The 25,360-nt window shown below is 57.0% G+C and carries 8 protein-coding genes and 2 pseudogenes; 2 read left to right on the forward strand and 8 right to left on the reverse strand.

What is annotated here, in order from left to right:
- Positions 1–103 precede the first annotated feature (103 nt).
- Together H4F65_RS03380 and H4F65_RS22105 are read right to left on the reverse strand one after the other, a co-directional pair.
- Entirely contained in the window at positions 104–409 is a 306-nt protein-coding gene (locus H4F65_RS03380) for an LSm family protein (RefSeq protein ID WP_010287179.1), read from the reverse strand.
- Positions 410–572: 163 nt separating this feature from the next.
- Positions 573–650: pseudogene (locus H4F65_RS22105) on the reverse strand (hemolysin); the annotation flags it as partial.
- Positions 651–685: 35 nt separating this feature from the next.
- Between H4F65_RS22105 and H4F65_RS03385 the strand changes: the two are divergent.
- Complete coding sequence (locus H4F65_RS03385; protein WP_010287166.1) at positions 686–802, forward strand: SymE family type I addiction module toxin; 117 nt, start codon at positions 686–688, stop codon at positions 800–802.
- 67 nt (positions 803–869) lie between these two features.
- Here the strand turns inward: H4F65_RS03385 and H4F65_RS03390 are convergent, their stop codons facing one another.
- The 5 genes and pseudogenes from H4F65_RS03390 to H4F65_RS03415 form a co-directional block, all read right to left on the reverse strand.
- Positions 870–1,127 (reverse strand): hypothetical protein, encoded by a 258-nt coding sequence (locus tag H4F65_RS03390; RefSeq protein WP_010287160.1) that lies wholly within the window; start codon positions 1,125–1,127, stop codon positions 870–872.
- Positions 1,114–2,138: pseudogene (locus H4F65_RS22110) on the reverse strand (VENN motif pre-toxin domain-containing protein); the annotation flags it as partial. The gene H4F65_RS03390 and the pseudogene H4F65_RS22110, both read right to left, overlap by 14 nt.
- 83 nt (positions 2,139–2,221) lie before the next feature.
- Positions 2,222–2,719 carry a hypothetical protein gene (locus H4F65_RS03400; protein ID WP_010287151.1) on the reverse strand — a complete coding sequence of 166 codons (498 nt, stop codon included), beginning with the start codon at positions 2,717–2,719 and terminating at the stop codon, positions 2,222–2,224.
- Positions 2,716–22,170 (reverse strand): hemagglutinin repeat-containing protein, encoded by a 19,455-nt coding sequence (locus H4F65_RS21980; RefSeq protein WP_275899373.1) that lies wholly within the window; start codon positions 22,168–22,170, stop codon positions 2,716–2,718. The genes H4F65_RS03400 and H4F65_RS21980 overlap by 4 nt, the downstream gene beginning before the upstream one ends.
- A gap of 50 nt (positions 22,171–22,220) precedes the next feature.
- Positions 22,221–23,885 (reverse strand): ShlB/FhaC/HecB family hemolysin secretion/activation protein, encoded by a 1,665-nt coding sequence (locus tag H4F65_RS03415; RefSeq protein ID WP_039319859.1) that lies wholly within the window; start codon positions 23,883–23,885, stop codon positions 22,221–22,223.
- A 334-nt stretch (positions 23,886–24,219) separates the two neighbouring features.
- Here H4F65_RS03415 and H4F65_RS03420 point away from each other — a divergent pair, with 334 nt between their 5' ends.
- Positions 24,220–24,885, forward strand: a complete 666-nt coding sequence (locus tag H4F65_RS03420; protein ID WP_010681714.1) for a GntR family transcriptional regulator — start codon at positions 24,220–24,222, stop codon at positions 24,883–24,885.
- Positions 24,886–24,905: 20 nt separating this feature from the next.
- On the opposite strand, the gene H4F65_RS03425 is transcribed toward H4F65_RS03420, so the two are convergent.
- The gene (locus H4F65_RS03425; protein ID WP_010681712.1) at positions 24,906–25,328 is read right to left on the reverse strand and encodes a type III secretion system chaperone; all 423 of its coding nucleotides are present in this window, start codon (positions 25,326–25,328) and stop codon (positions 24,906–24,908) included.
- Positions 25,329–25,360: the final 32 nt, after the last annotated feature.

Genomic DNA, 25,360 nt, shown 5'->3' on the forward strand with positions numbered 1-25,360 from the left:
CCTGTAGTTGTCATCGTTGAGCATAATCAACTACTGAACCGTATTATGGTTGAATGACAGACAAAAAAAATCCCAACCTTTTTAGGGGCTAGGATCCTCATTTTTAAAACCCATTTAATACAACTTCACCGTAATCAAAGCACTTCGCCGCTTGCCCATAGACCTCGAACCTACATTCGATATAATTACTTATCAATAGATTACATCCTTCATCTACTATTTTTAATTCACCAATAAAAGATAAAACAATGTCACCGTCAAACTGGATTACCAGATAATCGTCAACCGATTCCACTTTTTTTACAGCGTATTGGTTATCAAAGGGGCGCCCATAAGGAGCGTCGGGTAAAAAGAAGTAGAATGACTCTTTCCCTGCGATCCATATTTTGATTAATTCATTGACACTCATTTTTTGATGATCCACTCATTCTTTGGATTAGGTAAAAATATTTGCGTACCGCCACCGTGGCCACCAGTGCCGCGCGCTGGAAGTCACTGCCTGTGCCATATTTCTGCATCTCGGATTTGTAGATCGGCGATTCCGTCAGCGCCTTTTTATAAACTTCCCATTCCTGCGCCTGTTTCAGGCGTTTCTGTTCTTTCTCTTTGTTAAAGATCGGGCTGAGCGCATTATTCGCGTACTCAACATCATTATGTCAGCCGCCGTCACGCCGACCGCAATGACATGACCCGCTATTACAGTTGCAGCTCCAGCCTGCACCTTCATGGCAACTGGCTGGAAGCAGCAGGATTTGCGACCGATACCCCGATCGTTATCACCGTTGAACAGGGCAACTGGTGATATGTATTGTGGCTGAATGATAGACAAAAAAATCCCAGCCGCTGAGGGCTGGGATTACATTATAGGGTTATTTGGCTGACTCTCTTCGGGTCTTACGCTCTTCTAGCGTGACCTTTATCCATATTCCGACACCTAAAATAACGCCTCCAACATATCCTGATTCAAAGAAGGATGAAAAAACATCCTGCCAACTGAATGGGAAAAAACCCTTTTTAAAATAAATAATCACTGACGCAAGAAGCACTGATACCGCATCAGCAACTAAAAATAAAGCCAAGCAACATACTATCAACTTAGATAATCTGATAAGGCTATTTTTTAGCATTAGCATCGTCCTTTTTATCGAGAGTATCTTTTACTGCATTTCCTGTTTTCTCACTGATGTAGCCCCCGATAATTGTACCTGTTAAATCAGATATGGCATCTTTTCCAATTTTTGAAGTGGCAACTTTTATTACTTCACCTCCGACACCGCCAATACAATAACAGTACCCGCTCCAGCACCTGCAACAGCGTTAGTCGGATCTTCCCCCTTAATACTGCTGCCAATTGCTGCACCGCCCATATTGATGGGTGTTGAGGCTATAATACCTTTCCCCGTCGTTGCTGCTGCTGTGACCCCAGCCATAATCGCATCAACGTAACTGAACGGATCTTTTCCGGTGAGCTGAACACCGGTATTAACCCCCACACCAATCGCTGCATTAGCCGCCATACCTTTCACAGTAACCCCCAGCACACTGCCTACAAGTATAGTAGGCGCATCGCCTATACTGGCATTAGATTTGTGATAGCCCCAAGTGTTCATGATTGTCTTAGCCTTAGACATGGCTTCGGAGTCAGGGTTACGTTTCATGTAATCCTGTCCAGAGAGCAAACCTTTGACCAGTTCCTGCGAAACAGCGGAACCGTACTACTTCTCCATCTCAGACGCATAAACACGCAGATAACCCGCCAGTTCAGCCTGCTCAGCACTACTCATCTGTGAAGGGTCTCTGGTAAATTTATCCACCAGTGCATCACTACGTTTATCGGCGTTTTCCAGCTTAATCAGCTCATTAGCGGTCGCTAATGTCTTATCACCGTTCTTAATTTTCTCAACAGCCTTGTCGAGTTTGTCTGAAGATGTTGCACCGAGGAAATTATTCTCAACCGCATTACGCCCGGACTGTGCGCCGCTGGCAGCGGAGGCCGTGCTGTTGCTCGCCAGGCCGGATACCAGCCCGGAGGCCAGCGTGGAAAGCGCGCTGACTGACTGCTTTTCCTCTTCCGTCAGGTCGTTCGCCGTCTTGCCGGGGTATTGAGCGGCCATGATGGCACGGGCGATCAGTTCGCCTCACCGTTGAGCACGGCCAGTTGCTGATACGCATTGTGGCTGAATGAAAGACAAAAAACCAGCCGCCGAGGGCTGGTTTTTTTCTAATTATTCAATGAGTAAGCTTTTAAAAAATCGTTGTACGTTTCATGAAGATGATAAATTTTTGCATCAGGATCATCTTTCAGTTCTTCATATCTTTCCATTAGTTTTTTGAATAAACGCTCTGGTACGGGATAAGGATCTGTCTCATTTTTTGCACAGTAAAAATAGAATAGAGCCTCTTTCAGAGACGGAACTGATAAAACTTTACTATTTTCAAGAAAAAATGAAAAAGCATATTGCCAACCACTATCTGACAATAGTAAATACGATAAACAAGTCGCTCTCAGGAAGTCATTATATAATATTTCTGACTCCAAGATTAACTTGCAAAAAACGAGTCCTTCATGTTGATTAGCTAAGTAAAGAGCATTGAGATAATCAAATGCATCTTTCGCAGGATCTTCGGGCGAAAGTTCATTAACATAACCATGTGATAGGTAACTATTTAGCCCATCAAATAGTTCTTTTAGCTCTGGTTTATTTGGGCTCATCATCATTTGAATGCTCCCGTATTGACAGTTGAAAGCCTTTTTGTGCCATCAGGTAATATTGTCCATGTAGCATAAACCCTTACGCTACCGTTAGGCCCTGAGACAACAACAGATGTTTGTCTGCTTGAAGGTGTAGCACTCTGTGCTGAGTCCAATAATTTATCCATTATCATACTGTTATTTGCCGATGTATTAGATATACCTGCATTATTGAGAACACGATTCATATCGCGCGATCTTTCTATATTATGAATTTGGTCCGATAGTTGCTTCAGTTTAACTGCATTACTTGGATCTTTTGCAAATTCTTTTTGGCTGCTAATTTTTGCATCTTTTAACAAATTATATTCTTTTTGCAAAAACTCAAGATCACCAGATGCCTTACCACGCATATAGAGTTCAATTTTATCTACCGGTATTTTTGCGTCACCTTTCACTGCTGTTGAATGATTTTTCCCGTTAGCATCTGGTAACTGCTTAATATCAAAACCATTAGCAAAATTCTGAGCAGTATTAGCCGCCGCAGATTCAGCTTTACCCACCACTTTCGCTGCGATTTTCTCTGTTAGTGCCGTGCCCGCCTTCGCAACACCAACTCCACCAGCAACAGCACCAATCAGATCAGACACAAGTTTACCAGCTTCAACACCGGCATTGTACGCACCGCTTGCGCCAGCCTTCTGATACTCAGACTCCATCAGATTGATACGGTCAATGTAGCTTTGCTTAACCGCATCCGACATCGTACTAAAAATGTCATCGCTCGTTATCAATTGCTTGATTGCATCATAAGTCGCAGCAGGATCACTGATGGATTTCGATAAGCTCTCAACTGAGTCGTAAATCCCTTGAGGAACACCAACCAGCATACCTGCACCATAGGCAGCATCTTGCCCCAAACTGATAGCATCCCATTTGGCACCTACTTGCAACTGGCAGGAAACATTACCTTTACAGGCATCAAACTCTTTATCTCGCTCTGAGCGCTGCTGATTGCTCAGATAGTTATTCTCCACCGCATTACGCCCGGACTGCGCGCCGCTGGCGGCGGAGGCGGTGCTGTTGCCTGCCAGACCGGATATCAGCCCAGAGGCCAGCGTGGAAAGCGCGCTGACTGACTGCTTTTCCTCTTCCGTCAGATCATTCGCTGTCTTGCCAGGATATTGATCGGCCATGATGGCGCGGGCGATCAGTTCGCCACTGGAGGCACCAATTGCCCCTGCAGCCGCATCCTGACCCGACAGCTGCGCGACTACTGCACCCACCACCGCATGCGCCATCGCGTTTGCCGCAATATCCGACACCGTGATTTTGCTTTCATCCTTCGGTATCGTGACGTCTTTCACCAACTGCGCCAGATACGGCGATGCGCCGCTGGCAATCGCTTTCTGGATGTCCCCGCCCGCCAGTGCCTGAATCGCCGCAGTGGCCGCCTGTGCCGCGCGCTGGAAGTCACTGCCTGTGCCGTATTTCTGCATCTCGGCCTTGTAGGTCGGTGATTCCGTCAGCGCCTTTTTATAGGCTTCCCATTCCTGCGCCGAATCACCGTCTTGCGGACGTTTGACTTTGGAATCTCCCTTGGCCTCCGCAGCTTTCTGCGCTTTCAGCTCGCCTTCCGTGCGTACGACATCCATTACCTGCGCGCCGATTTCACCAATCAGCTGCGCCTGTTTCAGGCGTTTTTGCTCTTTCTCTTTGTTAAAGATCGGGCTGAGCGCGTTGTTCGCGTGCTCAACGTCACGGCTCAGCGTAGCGATATCCTGCACCTGCTTCGCCGTATCCCGCAACAACAAGGTGCCATCGCTCACCGCCGCATAGGTGGTGCTGGCGGCACTGCCGCTATTACCCAGCGACATCAGCGCCGACGGGGCCGTCATCGCCAGCGTCGAGAGCATACTGCCACTCATTGAGGGGCTGGCGCTGAGGCCGATGCCACTGTGCTCCACCTTGAACTCGGCTTTGTTGTTGAGCCCGCTCCAGCCGAGCGTCCCCGTTTCCAGCCGGTTTTTCTCTGCGCTGGCGGTTGAGCCAATTACCGCGGCGTCAAGCTGGGTGTGTTCACCGGTTTTTATACCAAATCCGTCTTTACCGGCAAAGAATCCCGTCTGCTGCTGCACGCTGTCATAGTTGCTGTGGATCTTGTCTTTGCTGGCACTAAGGTAACCACTACCACTCATCGATCCCCAGGTAAAGCTGCCGCCGGCGGCTACACTGGTCTGTTTGGAATCATAACGCTCGCTGTCCTGTTGACTTTGCAGCAGCAGATTACGTCCGGCATCAACATCAATGCGCTCACCGTTCACCTGCGCCCCTATCAGTCGGGTATCGCGCTCGCTTTTCAGCGTGACGTGGTTACCCGCATCCACCGTCGTTTCTGACCAGCTATTGCCCGTACCGGTTTCGCGCCCTTTCGCCGCATTAACGTTGGCGAAAATGCTGAGCCCCGCGCTCCCGTTGCTTAAGCCCAGGCTGATGCCGATATTCCCGCCGCTGCTACTGTTTTTACCGCTGATTTCCTCGCTGTTACGCGCAGAGAGCAGGTGAATATCCTGCGCCGCGTTCATCAGGACATCGCCGCCCGCTTTAAGCTGGCTACCCGCGACCGTGATATCCCCGGTGCGTGATTCAATGCCAATATCCCCCGCCGCATTGAGCGTCGAGCCAAAGCTCTGCTTCTGCTCGCTGGTCTGGCTGGAGCGTGAGTTTTGTGCCCCGAGAGAAATACTGACGCCAACAAAAGACGCTTCCCCCTTGTTGTTCAGTTCAGACTGGCTGCCCTGATAGGCCTGATACCCGGACAGCCCAGCCTTCATTCCCTGAAGCAGCGCCAGTCGGCCATCGCTTTCATTTTTTGCCGCCTGAATGCTCTGGACCGCGCTATTGAGCGCCGAGCCCACCACGCCGGACAGCGCCACTGTCAGACCTGCGCTTTTCTGCTCAAATTCCTGCTGCTGTTTGCGCGTATCATAGCCCGGATCGATTGTGACATTGTTGCCTTGCAGGAAGATGTCTTTTCCGGCCACCATATCGGTGCCGCTGATTGTTACATCGTTCCCAGCCTTCACCGTCACCGAGTCGGTCGTACTGCCGAGGGTGCTAATGCTCTGGCTTTGTGTCGCGGCCTGATCGCGCAGTTTTTGGCTCGTCGAGGTTGAACCGATGGTAAAACCAATGCCGCCACCGCTGAACAGGCCGCTTTTTTTCTTGCTGTGCTCTTCATAGTTCTGGTAGTTCTCGATGCTGGCAGCGGTGTTAACGTCATTATCCGCCAGCAGCGTGACCTGTTTGTCACCGACCACGGAGGAGCCTTGCAGATTGATATCCTGATTGGCCGCCATCGTGACACTGTCACCCGACAACAGACTGCCTTTTTCATCGGTCTGCAACGTTTCCCGCAGTGTGTGCGTCACCGTCTTCGAAAATCGCTTCTTCTTGACCTGGGTTTCTTCAAAGAAAGTATGCTGCGTCTCCGTCGCCGACAGCAGATTGATATTGTTGCCCGCCTGCGCCGTCACCGCGCCGCTCGCCACGCCCTGTGCCGCCTGCAGGTTGATGTCTCTGCCTGCCTGCAGGTTCAGACCTTTTCCAGCCGTCAGCTCAGTACTCTGCTGGGTGATATTTTGTTGCCAGTCGGCGTGACGATTCCACCAGTTGCCGCTGTAGGTTTCTTCGGTTTCAGACAGTAGATTCAGGTCACGTCCGGCGGCCAGTGTCGCTGTGCCTTTGGCATTCAGGCTGGCGGCTTCGGACAGCACATCTCGTCCCGCCACCAGATTCAGATCGCCTCCGCTCAGCAGCTGGCTGTTTGCCACCTCCTGCGTGCGACGCTGCGCGGTGCTGCCGCCCTGATAGAACGTTTCTTTCAGCGTATCCTGTGCGGTCAGGCGGATATCGTTACCCGCTGCCAGCGCCAGCGCCGTGCCGCCGGAAAGCGCGCTGGCATCAATCTGAATATCCTGCCCCGCGACGGCTTTCAGCGTACCGCCCGCCGTGACGGTGCTGCCCTGCACGGCCGTATTCAGCGCGGTATTGCTGCTGCCCCAGCCGATATCGACACGGTTGTTGGTCAACGTCAGCGCCTCAATCGCCACGTTACCCTTGGCGTTCAGCGCCATGTCCTGCCCGGCGTTCAGCGTAGCCGCCACGTTGCGGATATCCTTGCCCGCACTGAGTGTCAGGCTGTTGCCCGCGACGATTTCAGCGGTTTTGCCCAGTTCGGTGAACGTGAGCGAGCCAGTACCGCTGCGCGACGATGTGGGTTGCGCGGTCTGGAAGTTGCGACTTTCGGTGCGGTTGATGATATCGCCGTTAATGCTGGCGAGCTGCAGCGTATTGCCCTCAATCCGGCTGCCGCTGTTGGTGATATTGTTGAGCGCCACCAGATTCAGGCCGCCGTCTGACTTAATCAGGCCGCCTTCGTGGTTATCAATTTTATCGCCGCTGGCAATTGCCAGCACGTCGACCGCCCTGAGCGTGCCGCTGTTGGTGATGCTGCCGCCGGCGTTCAGCTCGACCTTATTCGCAACAATCGCGCTGCCCTGCAGGTTGCTTTTATCCGCCTGCGCCAGATACAGCTTCGGTGCCAATACGGTCTGCCCGTTGACCTCGATATTTTCCCACCAGACCAGGCTCTGGCTGAGGTTTGCGACCTGATCCGGCGTCAGGCTGACGCCCAGTTGCAGGTTCATGCCTGTCTGCGCCGCCGCCGCGTTATCCAGGAGCTTCTGCATTTGTTGCAGATCGGAGCCGGTGCCGTTCAGGTAACGCTGCCCGCTCTGTTTTAATACCGCCTGGCTGATATAGCGGGTATCAAACTCCGCATCCCCGAGGAAGCGGTAATCGTGATCTGCATCCAGATTCAGCTTATCCAGCAGATAGGACGAGCCCAGCACCCGGTCGGCCTGCGTCCACTGCGAACGCGTCTCAACCGGCACCACCGTTGACGGTTGTTGCCCCAGCAGCGTTTGCAGATCGCTGAACAGCGCATTGTCGACCTGTCCCAGCTGTTCCAGTTTCGGGTTAGTGTGGATCAGGTAGCGGCTGTCGGCATTCGGGTCGACAACCAGCAGCCCGCTATTGCCGGTCGGCAGCGGGTACTCGGCAAGCGGGTTGGTGCTCAGGTTTTGCAGCCCGTTGCCGATGGCGCTCAGCAAATCTGCGGCAGAAAGTTGTGGTGGCGCAGAAGGCGTCGCCCCGCCCGGCAGGGTGTCTGCACTGACCGTCGGCTTCGGTTCGTCAATCGCGGCCATGCCCGGTGTTGCTAACGCAGCAGGCGTGTCCACCGTGCCCGCTATCGTGATGCCCGTTGCGGTATTGTCCACGTTAACCGGCGTCAGGCTCTTGCCGCCATCGGGCCGCTGGCCTGTCGACGACAGCGCAACGGCATCAGGGTTGCTGACATGGCCGGAGGTTGAGGGTTGTAATGCCACCGCGTCGCCGGTATTCAGCGTCAGTGGCCCGGCGGCATTCGGTGTCGTAATCGTCGCCGTGATGTTGTCAGCCTGCGCACCCGCGTGCAGCGCAGTGCTGGCCTGCGGCGTCAGCGTGACCGTATCAGGATGGCTGACGTGACCGGAGGCAGAAGGCGATAACACCACTGCGTCACCGGTGTTGAGCGTCAGCGGGCCTGTGGCAGTCGGTGCTGCTATCACCGCGCTGATGTTATCCGCCTGCGCACCCGCGTGCAGCGCAGTACCGGCCTGTGGCGTCAGCGTGACCGCATCAGGATTACTGACGTGGCCGGAAGCAGAAGGCGATAGCACCACTGCGTCACCGGTGTTGAGCGTCAGCGGGCCTGTGGCATTCGGGGTCGCTATCGCTGCGGTGATGTTGTCCGCCTGTGCGCCCGCTTGCAGCGCAGAGCCAGACTGCTGTGTCAGCGTCACGGTTTTACCCGTCGCATTCACGCCTGCAGCATTGCCTGACAATGCAGCCGGTCCGCTCCCTGCTTTGGTGACGTCTACCGCCCCCGCGTTAAACGACGAATCCTGACTGACCATCTGACGCGTAGTCTGCTTCTGCAACGGTGACAGCGTGGCGATGGCATCCAGCACCGGCTTGGTGGTCGCCGGCATAAATCCGTCACTGCCCGGCTGCAGCGTGGTATTACTGATATCCTGTTTAACATCGACAGTAATGGTGCCGCCCGCCTGAATTAACGCGTTATAGCTTTCGCCAACGGTTTTTTCGGTGGTTGGGGTGCCGACTAGGATGTACCATATTTTATTGTCTGATATATCCACCGCATATCTGTATTTTCCGCTCGCCACATCATTATCGCCAGTCGGAAAAGCAACGGGGCCAGGGTTGATCCCCCTTTCTACATATATGGCGTCATAATATCTATAAGTAAGATATTCATTTAATGAACCAGTATGATATGAAGTGTTATTTAATATTTCTCCTTCAATAGAAATATCGTTATTTGCAACTATCTGAGATGCATTGTTAATTAAATTTTGAGTGACAATTGATATGTTACCAAAAGCTTTTAACTCTCCTTCTCTACCTTGAGAGACTACTTTTTCTTCTTTGCTCTGGGTTACTACTTTTATATATTCTAAATGTTCATAGGGCGCATACATAAACCAGTATTGAGAACCAGGGAGGGTCTCCCACCACCCACTCACATAAACGCCATAGTCTTCCTTGTTAAACCAATCAATGGGAATATAAGCATCTGTTTTCCCGACCCAATCCGGCACCGATTCCGTTGTAGATTCACTTTCCGTCACCACCAACCCCTCACGCTGATTGGTCAGCGTGCCGGTATTAATAGTGATATCGCCAGACTGGGTTTCGATGGTGCCGGAGCTGTTGAGCAGCGAGGTGCTGGCATTACCCTGATCATCACGCTGAATCCGCAGGTTATTGCCCGCCAGAATGGTGCCAAAGACGTTGGTCAGGGAGTCCGACAGCAGGCGTATATTGCCGCCCGCATAGAGCATGCTGCTGTTGTGTAACACACCGCCGGCCTGCACCAGCAGGTCACCCGTGGTGCCAATCAGCCCTTTGTTATTCAGCGTATTGTCGCTTATCAGCGTCAGGTTACCGCCCGCCTGCACGCTGCCCGCTTCCAGCTGTACAATATCTTTGGCACTTAGGCGCGATTCCCCGCCACCCGCCAGAATGCGGCCCTGATGGGTCAGCGTGCCGGTACTGGTCAACTGGACGGATTGCCCCTGCAAGGTGCCGCGCTGGTCGAGGTCGCCCGCCACGTTCAGCGCCAGCTGTTTCCCGGCGGCCATGCTTTGCGTAAAGACCAGCGACCCGGTAATGTCGGCGCTCAGGTTGCCCAGCGCCACCAGTTGTCCGTTCTGCTGCAGTTCTTGCGTTTTCAGGCGCAAATCCTGTGCGCTGTAGAGTTTCGCCCCCTGACGGTTAATCAGCCGCTGCGTCTGCAGCGCCAGCTGCGTTAAGCCCAGCAGCGTGCCATGGTTGTCCAGTTCATCGGCGATAATCTCCAGTTCGCCCGCCTGTACCAGCCCGTTATTCACCCACTGCGGGATTTTCAGCGTCAGTTTATCCTGCGCCATCAGGCTGCCCTGCTGGGTCAGCTGTGTGGTGTTCACCACCAGTCCGCGCCCCTGCAGCCAGCCGAGGTTGTCGACCGCCACCGCATTTAACGTCGTGGTGCCGTCGGACAACAGCTGGCCAGCCTGCTGGTTGACAATCCTGTCTGTCGCGTCCAGTTGCAAGGCCGCGATGCCCTGCACCGTGCCGCCGTTGGTTACTGTATGTCCCGTCAGCGTGGTAGTGCCAGCTTTGATGTCGCCCTGATTAGCCAGCGTCGTTGCCTGCACGTTTAGCGTGCCGTCGCTGCTCAGACGTGACTGCGAGGCATTGGTAAACTGACTGGAGACCGTCGCGTTGAGCGCACTATCGCCACGCAAAGTACCATGGTTAGTGAGTTCATCGGTACCCAGCGTCAGTGTGCTTCCCTGTATCTGCCCGCGGTTGGTGATGTCATGTGCCGTCAGACTCAGGTCACCGCCGCTGACCAGCTGGCTGCCCTGCGCCCCCTGATAGGTCCCGCTCAGTTGCAGCGTCCCGCGCTGCACGCCCAGCAGATTGCCCTGCTGTTCCAGGTCACGGGCGGTCAGGTGTAACGCGTCCGACTGCCACAGCCCCTGATTGCTCAGCACGCCGGTCGTCAGTTCCCCGGTACCGCCGCTCAGCAGCCGCCCCGTCGCCAGGTTATCAACACGGTCAGTAAGCTTCAGCGTAAAGCCGCCGATGCCCGTCAGCGTGCCGCCGTTTTCCAGCCTCTTACCGGTTAACGTCACCGCCCCCTGCGAGAACAGTTCGCCCTGATTGTTTAGTGCGTCGCCGTTGAGCAACAGACGGTTCAGCCCCGCCACCGTGCCGCTATTGCTGAACGTATCACCGTCCAGCGTCAGCGTGCCCGCCTGCCATAAACCGGCGTTTTCTGTCTGTTTGGTCTGGAGCGTGGCCGCGCCTTTGCTGAGCAACTGACTGCTTTTATCGCCGACATAGCGCAACACGTCGAGCAGACGCAGCGCGTCAGTGCCCTGAATACGCCCCTGATTGTCGATTTCATTGGCGCGCAGTTGCAGGTCGTTAGTCTGTAGCGTACCGGCATTGCGCAGCGAACCGCTGTCGAGGTGGCCTGCGCCGTTAGTCAGTAGTTCCGCTCCGGCGTGGTTAATCAGCTCATCACGGTTGGTGACCGTCAGGCCATTGCTGCCCAACACGCGCCCTCTGTTATCCAGCGTATTGGTGGTCAGGTTCAGCGTGCCCGCCGCTATCTCACCGCTCTGCGTCAGGCGGTTGGCCGTGATAACGGCCTCACCGTCGCTCAGCAGGCGTGACTGTGCATTCCCCTGATAGGTGCCCGGCAACTCAAGACGCAGCCCGTCCTGACCGAGCAGCGTGCCGCCGTTTGTCAGATCGTTTGCGAACAGTGCCAGCGTGTTGCCCTGCCAGAACCCGTCGTTCAGGACCGTGCCCGCCTGCACCTGCAGGGTCCCGTTGGTCAGCAACTGGCCGGTGCCGCTGACCGTCAGGCCGTCACGTAATTCCAGCGTGATACCGCGCTCACCGATAACCGTGCCGGTGTTGTTGAACGAACTTCCGTTTAGCGCCAGCGCCCGGCTTTCCCAGCGTCCGCTATTGCGCAGTTGATTGCCATGCAGCGTCAGCGTGTCAGCGGTATGCAACAGGCCTGCGCCCTGATAGTCACCATTGAGCGACAGCGCCCCGTCGGCAATCACAGTACCTGCGTTGTTTATCGCCCCGCTGTCGAGCGTCAGCGTACCCACGCCGGACACCGTGCCCTGATTATCGAGCAGGCCAGCGCTTAGCCAGCCGTCACCGCCGGAGAGCAGCGTGCCCTGATTGGTGAGCAGGCTGGCCGGATTAGCGCGGTCCAGCGTAATGGCTAACCCGTTATCCCCCTGCATCCGCCCGCGGTTGGTCAGTTGCTGCGCCTCAAACGTCAGGCGGTCTGCCTGCACGTCGCCGTCGTTTGTCACCGTCGCCGCGCGCAGTACCGCGACGCCCTGCGACAGCAGTGTCGCGTTTTGCTGATTCGTCAGGCCGTTGGCGGCGCTCAGCGACAACGCATCAAGACCAAAAATCTGTCCGCTGTTAATCACATCGTTGGCCTGCAACGTAATGTCACCCGCCTGCCACTGGCCGTGATTGTCGACCCGATCCGCCGTCAGCGTGCTGGTGCCCTGACTCAGCCATTTACCCTGATTGCGTGCCGTTCCCGCAATTGCCAGCGCCAGCGCATCGACGCCCAGCATCTTGCCTTGATTGTTCAGCGTCTCGGCATCTACCTTCAACGCCCGTGCTTCCAGCGTCCCCTGCTGGCCGATATGGTTTGCAACGATACCCAATGTGGTGCTGCCGCTGATTAAACCGCGATTATCCAGCGTATTACGCAGATCGAGTTGCAGATCGTCCGAGCCCAGCACCTGCCCGTGGTTGAGCACGTCAGCCGCTCTGATATCAATGCGCTGGCTGGTGAGGTCGCCGGTGTTGGTCAGCGTGCCGTCCAGCGTCAGTTGCAAACTACTCGTGCCATTAAGCAGTCCGCCGTTGGTCACGTCGCGGGCGGCAATGGCGAGCGCCTGACTGTTCAGCGCCCCCTGATTATCCAGCTGATTACCGAGTTCCAGCGTCAGCCCGTTCACGCCCGTCAGGGTGCCGTGGTTGACGACGTCATTGGCTTTGAGCGTCAGCGCATTGCTACTGATGTCACGCGCGTTGTTCAGCGTCCCGTTCAGGTTCAGAGACAGGCTGTCCATACCGGTGAGCGTGCCGTGGTTGGTCAGGTCGTTCGCGTTCAGCGCCAGCGCCGTTCCGTACAGCGTGCCGGTATTGGTGAGGCTGTCACCGACGGTCAGTTCGAGCTGGTCAAGGCCGTTGATTTTCCCGCGATTGTCCAGCCTGTCGACCTGCGCGGTCAGGTAATAACTGCTCAGCGAACCCTGATTGGTTAAGGCGTCATCCAGTGTCAGTTGCAGACCATCAACGCCGGTCATCTCACCCGCGTTGGTCAGCGTGCGGGCAGCAATCGTGGCGAGCTTGCTCCACAGTGTGCCCTGATTAGTGACATCACCGTTTGCCAGCGTCAGTTTCAGTGACTGGTCGCCCTGAATATGACCGGTGTTGGTCAGTTGCTGCGCGTTCAGCGTCAGGCTGTCCGCCTGCCATTCACCCTCGTTGCTTGCCTCGGCCACGTTCAGCACTGCCAGTCCCTGGGTGAGCAGTTGGCCGGTTTTCGCATTGTCCAGACGGCTTTTCGCCGTCAGCGTCAGCGCCGACAGCCCCAGCAACTGGCCGGCATTTTCGACCTCATCCGCTGTCAGCGTCAGCGTGTTGCCCTGCCAGCGCCCGTCGTTCATGACCGTGCCCGCCTGCGCCTGCAGGGCCCCGTTGGTCAGCAACTGACCGGTGCCGCCGACCGTCAGGCCGTCACGCAGCTCTAGCGTGATGCCGCGCTCACCGATAACCGTGCCAGCGTTACTGAACGACCCGCCGTTCAGCGCCAGCGCCCGGCTTTCCCAGCGTCCGCTATTGCGCAGTTGATTGCCATGCAGCGTCAGCGTGTCAGCGGTATGCAGCAGACCCGCGCCCTGATAATCGCCGTTGAGCGTCAGCGCGCCGTCAGCCATCACGTTGCCCGCGTTGTTTATCGCATCGCTGTCGAGCGTCAGCGTACCCACGCCGGACACCGTGCCCTGATTGTCGAGCTGGCTGGCGCTCAGCCAGCCGTCACCGCCGGAAAGCAGCGTGCCCTGATTGGTTAACACGCTGGCCGGATTAGCGCGATCCAGCGTAACGGCCAACCCGTTATCCCCCTGCATCCGCCCGCGGTTGGTCAACTGCTGGGCCTCAAACGTCAGGCGGCCTGCCTGCACGTCACCGTCGTTTGTCACGCTCGCGGTGCGTAAAACAGCCAGTCCCTGCGACAGGAGTTTCCCGTTTTGCTGATTCGTCAGGTCGTTGGCGGCGCTCAGCGACAACGCATCAATACCAAAAATCTGTCCGCGGTTAGTCAGCTCGCTCGCCTGCAGCGTGAGGTCACCCGCCTGCCACTGGCCGTGATTGTCGACCCGATCCGCCGTCAGCATGCTGGTGCCCTGACTCAGCCATTTCCCCTGATTGCGTGCCGTCTCCGCAATCGCCAGCGTCAGCGCATCCACGCCCAGCATCTTTCCGTGGTTATCCAGCGTCTGCGCGTCCACCGTCAGCGCGCGGGCTTCCAGCGTCCCCTGCTGGTCGATATGGTTCGCGACGATATCCAGCGTGGTGGTGCCGCTGATTAAACCGCGGTTATCCAGCGTATTACGCAGATCGAGTTGCAGGTTGTCCGCGCCCAACACCTGCCCGTGGTTGAGCACGTCAGCCGCTCTGATATCGATGCGCTGGCTGGTGAGGTCACCGGTATTGGTCAGCGTACCGTCCAACGCCAGTTGCAGGTCACGCGTGCCGTTGATCTGACCATCGTTAGTGAGATCGTTGGCGGTGATGGACAGCGCCTGGCTGTTCAGCGCGCCCTGATTATCCAACTGATTGCCAAGCTCCAGCGTCAGCCCGTTCACGCCCGTCAGGGTGCCGTGGTTGAATACGTCATGGGCCCTGAGGGTCAGCGCATTGCTGCTGATGTCACGGGTATTATTCAGCGTTCCGTTCAGGTTCAGGGATAAACTGTCCACACCTGTGAGTGTGCCGCGGTTGGTCAGGTCGTTCGCGTTCAACGCCAGCACCGCGCCGTACAACGTACCCTGATTATCAAGGCTATTGCCAACGGTCAGTTCGAGCCGATCGAGGCCGTTGATTTTCCCCCGATTGTCCAACCTGCCGGCCTGCGCGATCAGGTTATAGCTGCTCAGCCTGCCCTGATTGGTTAAAGCGTCATCCAGCGTCAGTTGCAGGCCGTTAACGCCGGTCATTTCACCCGCGTTGGTCAGCGAGCGGACAGCTATGTCGGCGAACTTGCTCCACAGCGTACCTTTATTGTCTACATCACCGTTTGCCAGCGTCAGCGTCAGTGACTGGTCGCCCTGAAGGTGACCGCGGTTGTTCAGAGTTTGTGCGTACAGCGTCAGGCTGTCTGCCTGCCATTCACCGTCATTGTCGGCACTGGCCGCGTGCAATACCGCGAGTCCCTGGGTAAGCAATGTGCCAGTCTGCGCATTGCTCAGCGTGTTTTTCGCCGTCAGCGTCAGCGCCGACAACCCCAGCAGTTGGCCGTCATTCCCGACGTCCTCCGCCGTCAGCGTCAGCGTGTTGCCCTGCCAGCGCCCGTCGTTCATGACCGTGCCCGCCTGCGCCTGCAGGGCCCCGTTGGTCAGCAACTGGCCGGTGCCGCCGACCGTCAGGCCGTCACGCAGCTCTAGCGTGATGCCGCGCTCACCGATAACCGTGCCAGCGTTACTGAACGACCCGCCGTTCAGCGCCAGCGCCCGGCTTTCCCAGCGTCCGCTATTGCGCAGTTGATTGCCATGCAGCGTCAGCGTGTCAGCGGTATGCAGCAGACCCGCGCCCTGATAATCGCCGTTGAGCGTCAGCGCGCCGTCAGCCATCACGTTGCCCGCGTTGTTTATCGCATCGCTGTCGAGCGTCAGCGTACCCACGCCGGACACCGTGCCCTGATTGTCGAGCAGGCCAGCGCTTAGCCAGCCGTCACCGCCGGAGAGCAGCGTGCCCTGATTGGTTAACCGGCTGGCGGGGTTGGCGCGATCCAGCGTGATGGCTAACCCGTTATCCCCCTGCATCCGCCCGCGGTTGGTCAGTTGCTGCGCCTCAAACGTCAGGCGGTCTGCCTGCGCGTCGCCGTCGTTTATCACGCTCGCGGCGCGCAAAACAGCCAGTCCCTGCGACAGGAGTGTCGCGTTTTGCTGATTCGTCAGGCCGTTGGCGGCGCTCAGCGACAACGCATCAATACCAAAAATCTGTCCGCGGTTAGTCAGCTCGCTCGCCTGCAGCGTGAGGTCACCCGCCTGCCACTGGCCGTGATTGTCGACCCGATCCGCCGTCAGCGTGCTGGTGCCCTGACTCAGCCATTTCCCCTGATTGCGTGCCGTCTCCGCAATCGCCAGCGTCAGCGCATCGACGCCCAGCATTTTTCCGTGGTTATCCAGCGTCTGCGCGTCCACCGTCAGCGCGCGGGCTTCCAGCGTCCCCTGCTGGTCAATATGGTTCGCGACGATATCCAGCGTGGTGCTGCCGCTGATTAAACCGCGGTTATCCAGTGTATTACGCAGATCGAGTTGCAGATCGTCCGAGCCCAGGACCTGCCCGTGGTTCAGCACGTCAGCCGCTCTGATATCGATGCGCTGGCTGCTGAGGTCACCGGTATTGGTCAAACCATCGTCAAGCGTCAGTTGCAGACTGCGCGTGCCGTTCAGCTGTCCGCCGTTGGTCACGTCGCGGGCGGCAATGGCGAGCGCCTGGCTATTCAGCGCGCCCTGATTATCCAGCTGATTGCCAAGCTGCAGCGTCAGCCCGTTCACACCCGTCAGGGTGCCGTGGTTGACAACGTCATTGGCCCTGAGCGTCAGCGCATTACTGCTGATGTCACGGATATTATTCAGCGTTCCGTTTAGGTTCAGAGACAGGCTGTCCACACCGGTGAGCGTGCCGTGGTTGGTCAGGTCGTTCGCGTTCAGCGCCAGCGCCGCCCCGTAGAGCGAGCCCTGATTATCAAGACTATTGCCAACGGTCAGTTCGAGCCGGTCAAGGCCGTTGATTTTCCCGCGGTTGTCCAGTCTGTCGGCCTGCGCGGTCAGGTGATGGCTGCTCAGCGCCCCCTGATTGGTTAAGGCGTCATCCAGCGTCAGTTGCAGACCGTTAACGCCGGTCATCTCACCCGTGTTGGTCAGCGTCCGGGCAGCAATCGTGGCGTACTTGCTCCACAGCGTACCTTTATTGTCTACATCACCGTTTGCCAGCGTCAGCGTCAGTGACTGGTCACCCTGAAGGTGACCGCGGTTGGTCAGTTGCTGCGCGTTCAGCGTCAGGCTGTCCGCCTGCCATTCACCGTCATTGTCGGCATTGGCCGCGTGCACTACCGCGAGGCCCTGGGTAAGCAATGTGCCAGTCTGCGCATTGCTCAGCGTGTTTTTCGCCGTCAGCGACAGCGCGGACAGCCCCAGCAACTGGCCGGCATTTTCCACGTCATCCGCTGTCAGCGTCAGCGTCTTCGCCTGCCATTGTCCACGGTTTTCCAGTCGGCTGGCAGTCAGTGTACTGTCTCCCTGACTCAGCAACTTGCCCTGATTACGTGCCGTATCACGGATGGACAACGTCAGCGCATCGACGCCCAGCAGCGTGCCCTGATTATCCAGCGCGTACCCCTGCAGCCGGATAGCGTTCGCCTGCCAGCGCCCGCGGTTGGTGAGCGTGGTGCCGGACCAGTCCAGCAGACCGTCAGTCTGCAGCGTCCCGTGGCCCTGATAATTACCCGCCAGTGACAGCCCGGTGACGGCCACGATATCGCCGGCATTCTCCACCGTCTCGCCGACAAGGGTTGCTGCACCGTTGCTGGCGAGGGAGCCCTGATTGGCTAGCTGCGCAGCGCGCAGCTGCGTGTCGCCGCCGGAAATCAGCGTGCCGCGGTTGTCCAGAACACCGTCTATTGCTCCGTCGTCCTGGCGTGAGGATGACGCATTGAGTTGCTGGATATCTGTCGCCAGCGACAGCGCCATCGGCAGGAATGAGCGTTGACGAGGGGCACCCGCAGGCTCTATGGCGATGTCCATATTGCCTTCGGTCTGAACCCGTCCCGCATTGCTAAAATGGGCGGCTTGCAGCGTCAGGCTATCTGCCCGCCACTCGCCGTGGTTCGCCGCCTGCGCAGCCTGTAACACCGCCGCGCGCTGCGTCAGAAGTGTGCCGGTTTGCTGGTTGGTCAGTCCGTGCTGTGCAGTGATGGACAGCGCATCAATCCCCAACAGTTGCCCGGCATTCACGATATCGTCGGCCTGCAGCGTCAGACTTCCCGCCTGCATCAGGCCGCTATTGTCCACCTGCTGAGCGGTAACCGACCCGTTGCCCTGCGTCAGCACATTACCACTGTTCGTGACCGTGCCCACGATGGCGAGCGTCAGTGCATCCCACCCCAGCATTTTGCCCTGATTGGTCAGCGAGGCGGCGTCCAGCGTGACGGTTTTTCCTTCCAGCGTGCCGCGCTGTTTAACGTCACCGGCCGTTACCGCCAGCGTATTGCTGCCGCTGATGACGCCTGCGTTATCCAGCAGCCCGGTGGTGTTCAGTTGCAGGGTATTGATGCCCTGCATGTCGCCGCGGTTGTTCACCTCCGCCGCCGCAACCGACAGGCTGTCGCTGCGCAACGTGCCGATATTATTCAGGCTGTCGCCGAGCGACAGCGTTAACGTATCAACGCCGGTGATATCGCCGTGGTTTGTCAGTTGATCCAGAGACAGCGCGACCGTGTTCCCCAGCACCGTGCCCTGATTGGTCAAGTGCTTTCCTTGCAGGGACAGCGCACGACTTTCCCATTGCCCGCCGTTAACCAGCGTGTCGCCATCCAGCGTCAGTGTGCCCGCCGTGTTCAGCAGACCATGCCCCTGATAGTCGCCGCGCAGCGACAGCCCCGTCGCCGCCACCACTCGCCCGTCGTTCATTAGCGACACACCGGTCAGCTCAGTACGCCCTAGGCTGGAGAGCGTGCCCTGATTCTCCATCAGGCGTGCGAACAGCGTGGCATCCCCGCCCGTCGTCAGCGTGCCGCGGTTGATTAACGTCCCTTTGCCGTCAGTAGCGGGCAGCGTCAGGGATAAGGCGTCATCGCCCTGGATCTGGCCGTCATTGGTAAGATTATTCGCCGTCAGCGTCAGCGCTTTCGCCTGCCACTCTCCGGCATTGACGGCTTCTGCTGTCGTTAACGCCGCAGCGCCCTGAGACAGCAGCTTGCCCGCCTGCCGGTTGGTCAGCCCGTTGGCCGCCGTCAGCGTCAGCGAGGACACGCCGAGGATTTTCCCCGCGTTATCCAGTTCATCCACCTGCAGCGCGACGTTTTTCGCCTGCAAGGTGCCCTGATTGATAAACCGCTGTGCTGACGTGGTACTGTCACCGTCGCTCAGCAACTCGCCCTGACTGGACAGGTTGCCCGCTATCGCCAGCGTCAGCACGTCCGTGCCCCGCAGCGTGCCCTGATTATCAAGCTGTACCGCGTCCACATGAAGCCGATTGCCCTGCAGCGTACCGGTATTCGCCAGATGGCCAGTGACAGCCAGCGTCAGCGCATCGCTGCCGTGAAGCGTACCCTGATTATCAAGCTGTGCCGCATTCGCACGAAGTTCATTACCCTGTAGTGTACCGGCGTTAGCCAGATGGCCAGTCAGGAAGAGCGACAGATTATTGATACCGCTGACCGTGCCGCGGTTGTCGAAAGACGCGCCCTCTGCCGTCAGGGTTAACGCCTGCAGCGAGCCCCGGTTCTCGGTCTTCGCCGCCTGAAGACGCAGCATCTCCCCGCTGAGCCAGTCGCCACTATTGGTAAAGGTATCGGCGACGGTCAGGTTCACCGCCCCCCGCGCCTGTGCCTGCCCGCTGCTGGTGAGGGTATTGGCCTGAATCGTCAGGACATTGCCCTGCAACGCACCCGCATTGCTGACTGCATCGCTGTGAATGGTCCAGTTGCCCGCCGTCAACAGGCTGCCGCGGTTGTCCAGTTGCCCGGCGGTAATCTGTCCGTCGCCGGTAAGACTGGTTTTGCCCGCGTTCAGCCAGCGTTCGGCATTCAGCAGGAACTGCTGCGCCTGAATACCGCCATCGGTCTCCGCCTGTCCCGCGTTTATCGTCAGGTCGGTGCCCGCCAGCAGCACGCCTTGGGCGGACTGCGTCAGTGAACGCGTGGCGTCCAGCTGCAGCGCCTTGTCAGCCTGAATCGACCCCTGATTGGCGAGCGTGCCAGTGTGCAGCTGTAAGTCAGGAGCGGTGAGCGTGCCGTCATTGCTGACACGGTCGGCAGTCACCTGCAGGGTGTGGCCCGCCTGCATCAGGCTGCGGTTATCCAGTGAGTCATCCAGCTTCAGCGCCAGTTTTTCACCCGCGCTGAGCGTGCCGCGGTTCACCAGACTGCCGCCGTGCAGCGCCAGCATCTGCCGGGCGTTGATAACGCCGTGGTTCTCAGTCGTCTGGCTGGTCAGGTCAAGTGCGTTTGCCGTCACCTCACCCTGATTGGTGAACTGGTCAGCCTGTGCGGTCAACGTGGCGGCCTGCAGCGTCCCACCGTTGCTGATACTGCCAGCCAGCAAAAACAGCGAGTTATCCGTCAGGATATTGCCCTGATTGTTCAGCACCGTTTGCAGCTCAAGCTTCACGTCATGGCGGGCGCTGAGCAATCCGCGGTTGTCCAGGCGCTGCGCGTTAACCGTCAACCGCTCGGCGGCGGCCAGCGTGCCGCGGTTCGTTATGTCACCGCCGCTGAACGTCAGCGCCTGCCGCGCGGCGATATCGCTGCGGTTATCCAGCACATCCAGCGTCAGCGCGAGGGTTTTCCCTGCCAGCGTGCCGCGCTGTAACAACTGCCCGCCCTCAACACTCAGCGTATTGCCCGCCGTCAGATTCCCCTGCCAGTCACCCTGCTGCGTGACGCGCACCGTGGCATTGTTTTTCGCCTGAAGCTGGGCGCTGTCGGCACCGTTAAGGGTCTTCGCTTCCAGCCGCACGTCTTCAGCGCCCGCGCTGCCCGCCAGTGATACCGCGTCGCCGCGCATCTCAAGCGCCGACTCCGCCTTGATGCCGCTTTGCGCATCCTGCTGCAGCGATTGCCCCGCCTCGACCGTCACCTTTCCCGCGGCAAGCTGGGTATTGCTGAGTGTAACGCCGTCACCTTTGAGAGAGAGTTGATTGGCAGATTTGACCGTGCCATGTGCATCCACGCCGGCACTGATAACACTGTTGTGCGCGTTCAGCGCCCCGTCTGAGCGGAGAGCGATATCCTTCCCGGCACGCAGCGTCGCGTCCTGCAGCGTGATGTCCTGCCTCGCTTTCAGCGTCAGGGTTTCACCTGCCTGCTGTTTGCCCCGCAGCGCCAGCGCGTCGGCGTCGGCCTGAATACTGCCTTTCGCCACCGCATCGCCGAGGCTGAGTTTACCGTTGGCCGACAGCGTGATATCCCCGCTGCGCGCGCTCAGATTGCCGACGTTAACGCCCACGCCTTTATCGCTGGAAACCAGCTTGATGCGGTTGGTGTACATTCCGCCGAGTGCGCCCGTATCGAGCGCGACTTTTACATGACTGCCAGCCACGCCGCTGTCCGCCGCCTGCGCGGTGACCGAACCATTGGCATCGACCTGATTAGCCCCCAGCACAATCCGCGCATCGTTGGCATTCAGCCCGGCATCAATCTGCGCGGTGCGGGCAATCAGGCTGAGGTAGTCGCTCTTGCTCGCATCCAGCCCCTGCCCGGTCAGCGTGATATCGCCGCGTTTCACGTCGATATGCTGCAGGTTACCCTGCGCATCCAGCTGCGGTTTACCGGTGGTCAGCGTCACCTGCGGGGTGTTGATAAAGCCGCAGCCGTCGCAGGTAATGCCGTTGGGGTTGGCAACAATCACGCTGGCATGCTTGCCGCCCACTTCCAGGTAGCCCGCCAGCGTACTGCGGTTGGTGGACACCACTTCGTTGATGATGGCGTCGGCGGCTTTGCCCTTCAGGTTGGGGTTGTTCTGGATCAGCCCGCCGAGCTGGGTCGGATTGAGCTGTTCTGTACCGTTATTCAGGATCAGACCGGGCTTGTCGACGTTAAAATCGTGGTACTGGTTGTGGGAGATCCCCGCGCTGTTTGGCGTGGCGATATTGATGACCGGGACGCCGTTACCAGCCTGATCCAGCGCGGTATTGCCCGTCGCGACCTGCACCCCCGCCGCCATCGCCGGCAGCAGTGGCTGAAATGCAATCAGGTGGATCAGCGTATACGCCAGCAGGCGCTGTGTGGTTTTTATTGGTTTCATCCCTGATCCCCAGTCTTAATGATTACTCATGAACAACGAAAAGTTAAAAATTAAAAAGACAGCCCAACGCGGTAATACACCACGGCACTATCCGGTTTTAGCCAGTCAGGATGTGCCAATGGCCAGCCAACCGTGATTTGTTGTGATAGATATTGATTCGCGACACCCGCGCCTACCGCCGCACCCCACAAGGTACCTGCCGATTCGCTGTCGGCCTGATGTGAGAAAAGATGCCCGCCGTCAACCGCCGCCGTTAGGGTGACGCTGCCCAGCAGCGGCAGTTGCGCCGCTCGCCAGTTGACTTCGTTGCGCCAGTAGCCACCGCGATTGCCTGAGAGATACTGCTCTTTGAAACCGCGAACGGAGGTTTCCCCGCCCAGCGTGACCTGTTCGCTGCCATACAGGCGCTGCGGTGAGTACTGACCGTAGAAGTTGGTGAGATAATGAAGGTTGTCAGCAATCGGGTAGTAATAACTGGCCGCCAGCGTCACTTTGTTGAACTCAGCGCGCAGCGCATCATCAGATTTTCCTTCATCGCTTTCTGCACCGAACCAGCGCGTTCCCCTGCTGTAAGCAGGATTGAGCGTCGCCAGCCCGCCCCACAGCTTCTGGCTGTGGTTGATGCCGATAATCGCGCTGCTGAGTTTACGGCTGCTGGATTGCAGCAGCACATCGTTCAGGTAGTTCTTTCCGATACGGTGCGACAGGCCCGCCGAGAGGCTGGTTTTCATGTCGCCGTTGCGAAACATCACGCGTGACAGAGTGGCGCGGTGCGTCTGGCTGTCACCGGTTGAATGCCAGAGAAAATCCCGGTTGATGAAATCGTTACGGTAACGACTTTGAGAATAGTCGTAGCTGAGCGTCCAGTAACCATAGGGCAACGACACACCCGCTTGCAGGCTTTCGACATTGCGGCTATCGCGAAACTCGCTGCTGTGCCCGCCGTTGACAAACCACTGGTCAGCCAGCCCCAGCACGTTATCCGCCCACAGGCCGCCGCTTAGCTGCTGCTCTCCGGTGCTTTTTTGCCCGCTATTATCAAAACCGATGTTTGCCGTCAGCGGAATTTGCTTTTTACTGGTCAGGTTGACGATGGAATAGCCGGGCTGGCTACCGGGCTGAATTTCGATGCTCACCTGCTGCGTCGGCATGCGGTTGAGCTGTTCCATGCCCTGTTCGATATCCCGGAGATTGAGAATTTTGCCTTCCAGCCCCGGGAAAACCTGTTTTAATGCCCACGTTGATTGGTTATTAAGATTAATAGATTCGAGACGGCCTTCCAGAATATCGATCTGTAATACGCCGCCAGAAAGATCTTGCTCAGCAATAAAGGCTCGACTGGTAATATAACCCCGTTCGATATACCAATTACTGACGTCATGAATCAGCTGATTTATATCGTTAACATTAAGGCAACGATTAATATAATCTTTATTTAACTTATTTTTATCTTTTTCACGCAGCAGAGAGCTATTGTGATAATTAATATCCTTAATGAAAAAGCAGTGCCCGGCATCGCTTCCGCCATTAGGATTTATTGTCGTTTGAGGTTGATTTAACTGTAATAAAGCATCGCGCTGCTGCCGAGACTGGTCAATCACCTCGGCCTGCCGCTGCTGAATGTCATTTCGGTCTGCCGGATTAAGCGGCGCAGAGAATACAGTATAAGAAAATAGCGCAGGCATGATAACGATCAGCCTGAAAAAACCACGCATGGCTTCATCCCTGATAATAATTTTTTTCGGCATAGTAGAACCGTTAATTACCAAGCTCAATATGTCAGGTAATATATAATTTTATGACAATGGGTTTGCGTTAAGTCGCGATAAAATATTTTCTTAACCAATAATTTTAGATTGGTTACGCCTCGTCATACTATGCTGCGTATTTCATGACCTTTTCTTGTCAATTCTTCACCCATGCGATACCTCACCCCATAGCCTCGTTGATGCATCATATTGTATATTAGCGCCTCGTCGCCGCAGGTCGTTGCGGTGCGAACTCATGTTTATCTCATCACGTTGCGCGGCGCTTCTCTCTGGGGGAACAGTGAATTATCCAATTGGGCAGATCAATCACAGCTATCTGGGTTCCAGCGTTTATACCATGCTGCGTGAAGCGTTAATTACCGGCCAACTCAAACCGGACGATCGTTTGAGAATTCGGGAACTCGCCGCACAGGTTGGTACCAGCGTCACGCCGGTGCGAGATGCGATCCTGCAACTGGCAAAAGAACAGGCGCTGGTGCTCAAGACGCCGCGCGATATCCGCGTCCCTCAATTGACCGAAGCCCAGTTTATCGAGATCCGCACATTGCGGCTGGCGCTGGAAGGCACGGGAGCCGAGCAGGCTGCTGCGCATATTACGCCGAAGACGCTGGAGCAGATTGAAGAGAATATTCGCCAGAATCGTCTGGCGATTGACGAGAAAAATCTACGCGAAGCGCTGCGGTTAAATAGCGAATTTCACCTGTTTCTGGCGCAGGCAGCGCGTATGCCGCTGTTGACGCAGTTTATCGGTAGCCTGTGGATGCGCACCGGCCCGCTGATTGCGCAGGCCTATGCGCATTTTTCCGTGCAAATGGCGATCGAACATCACGAAGAGGTCTTCGCGGCGCTACAGCAGAGCGATGCCAGCGCCGCTCGACAGGCCATCCAATCCGATATTCTGGACGGCAGCGAAACGATGCTGGCCTTTATTGCCATCGATCAATAGCATGACGTGGCTCAACCGCGCTACGCCGCCATGAGTCGTGGCAACAAGCCGCGAATCAGCAGTCGGGTTTCTTTTGCCTGACTGATAAACGCGGGCAGCAGCGCGGTAAAGCCGGGTTCATCGAGCGATTCTGCGGAGTGCTGAGTGCACAAGCGCAGCGTCGCATTCTCATCCAACGCCAGCCAGCAGCCTTTCATCGCCGCCATTTCAAAGTTAAGCATCAGCATGAACTGATACACCGCCGTGCTAATGTCCCCCTGGAATCGCATCACGTCGCAGTGCAATAGCAGCACGCCGCTGCTGGCGGGGACTTCCAACACCACCGCCTCCTGGCCGTCAGGTTCGCGTAGTGCACAGATGCCGTCCTGCAAGCCCAGTTGGGTACGGCTGAGCGCGCCGTAATGGCGTAATAGCCGAGTAATATGCTGTTGTGTGGGTGTCATTCTGTTCTCCTGTAATCACCGCATGATATTTA

Origin of the sequence: Pectobacterium brasiliense (assembly GCF_016950255.1) — a bacterium.
Classification (GTDB): Bacteria; Pseudomonadota; Gammaproteobacteria; order Enterobacterales; family Enterobacteriaceae; genus Pectobacterium; species Pectobacterium brasiliense.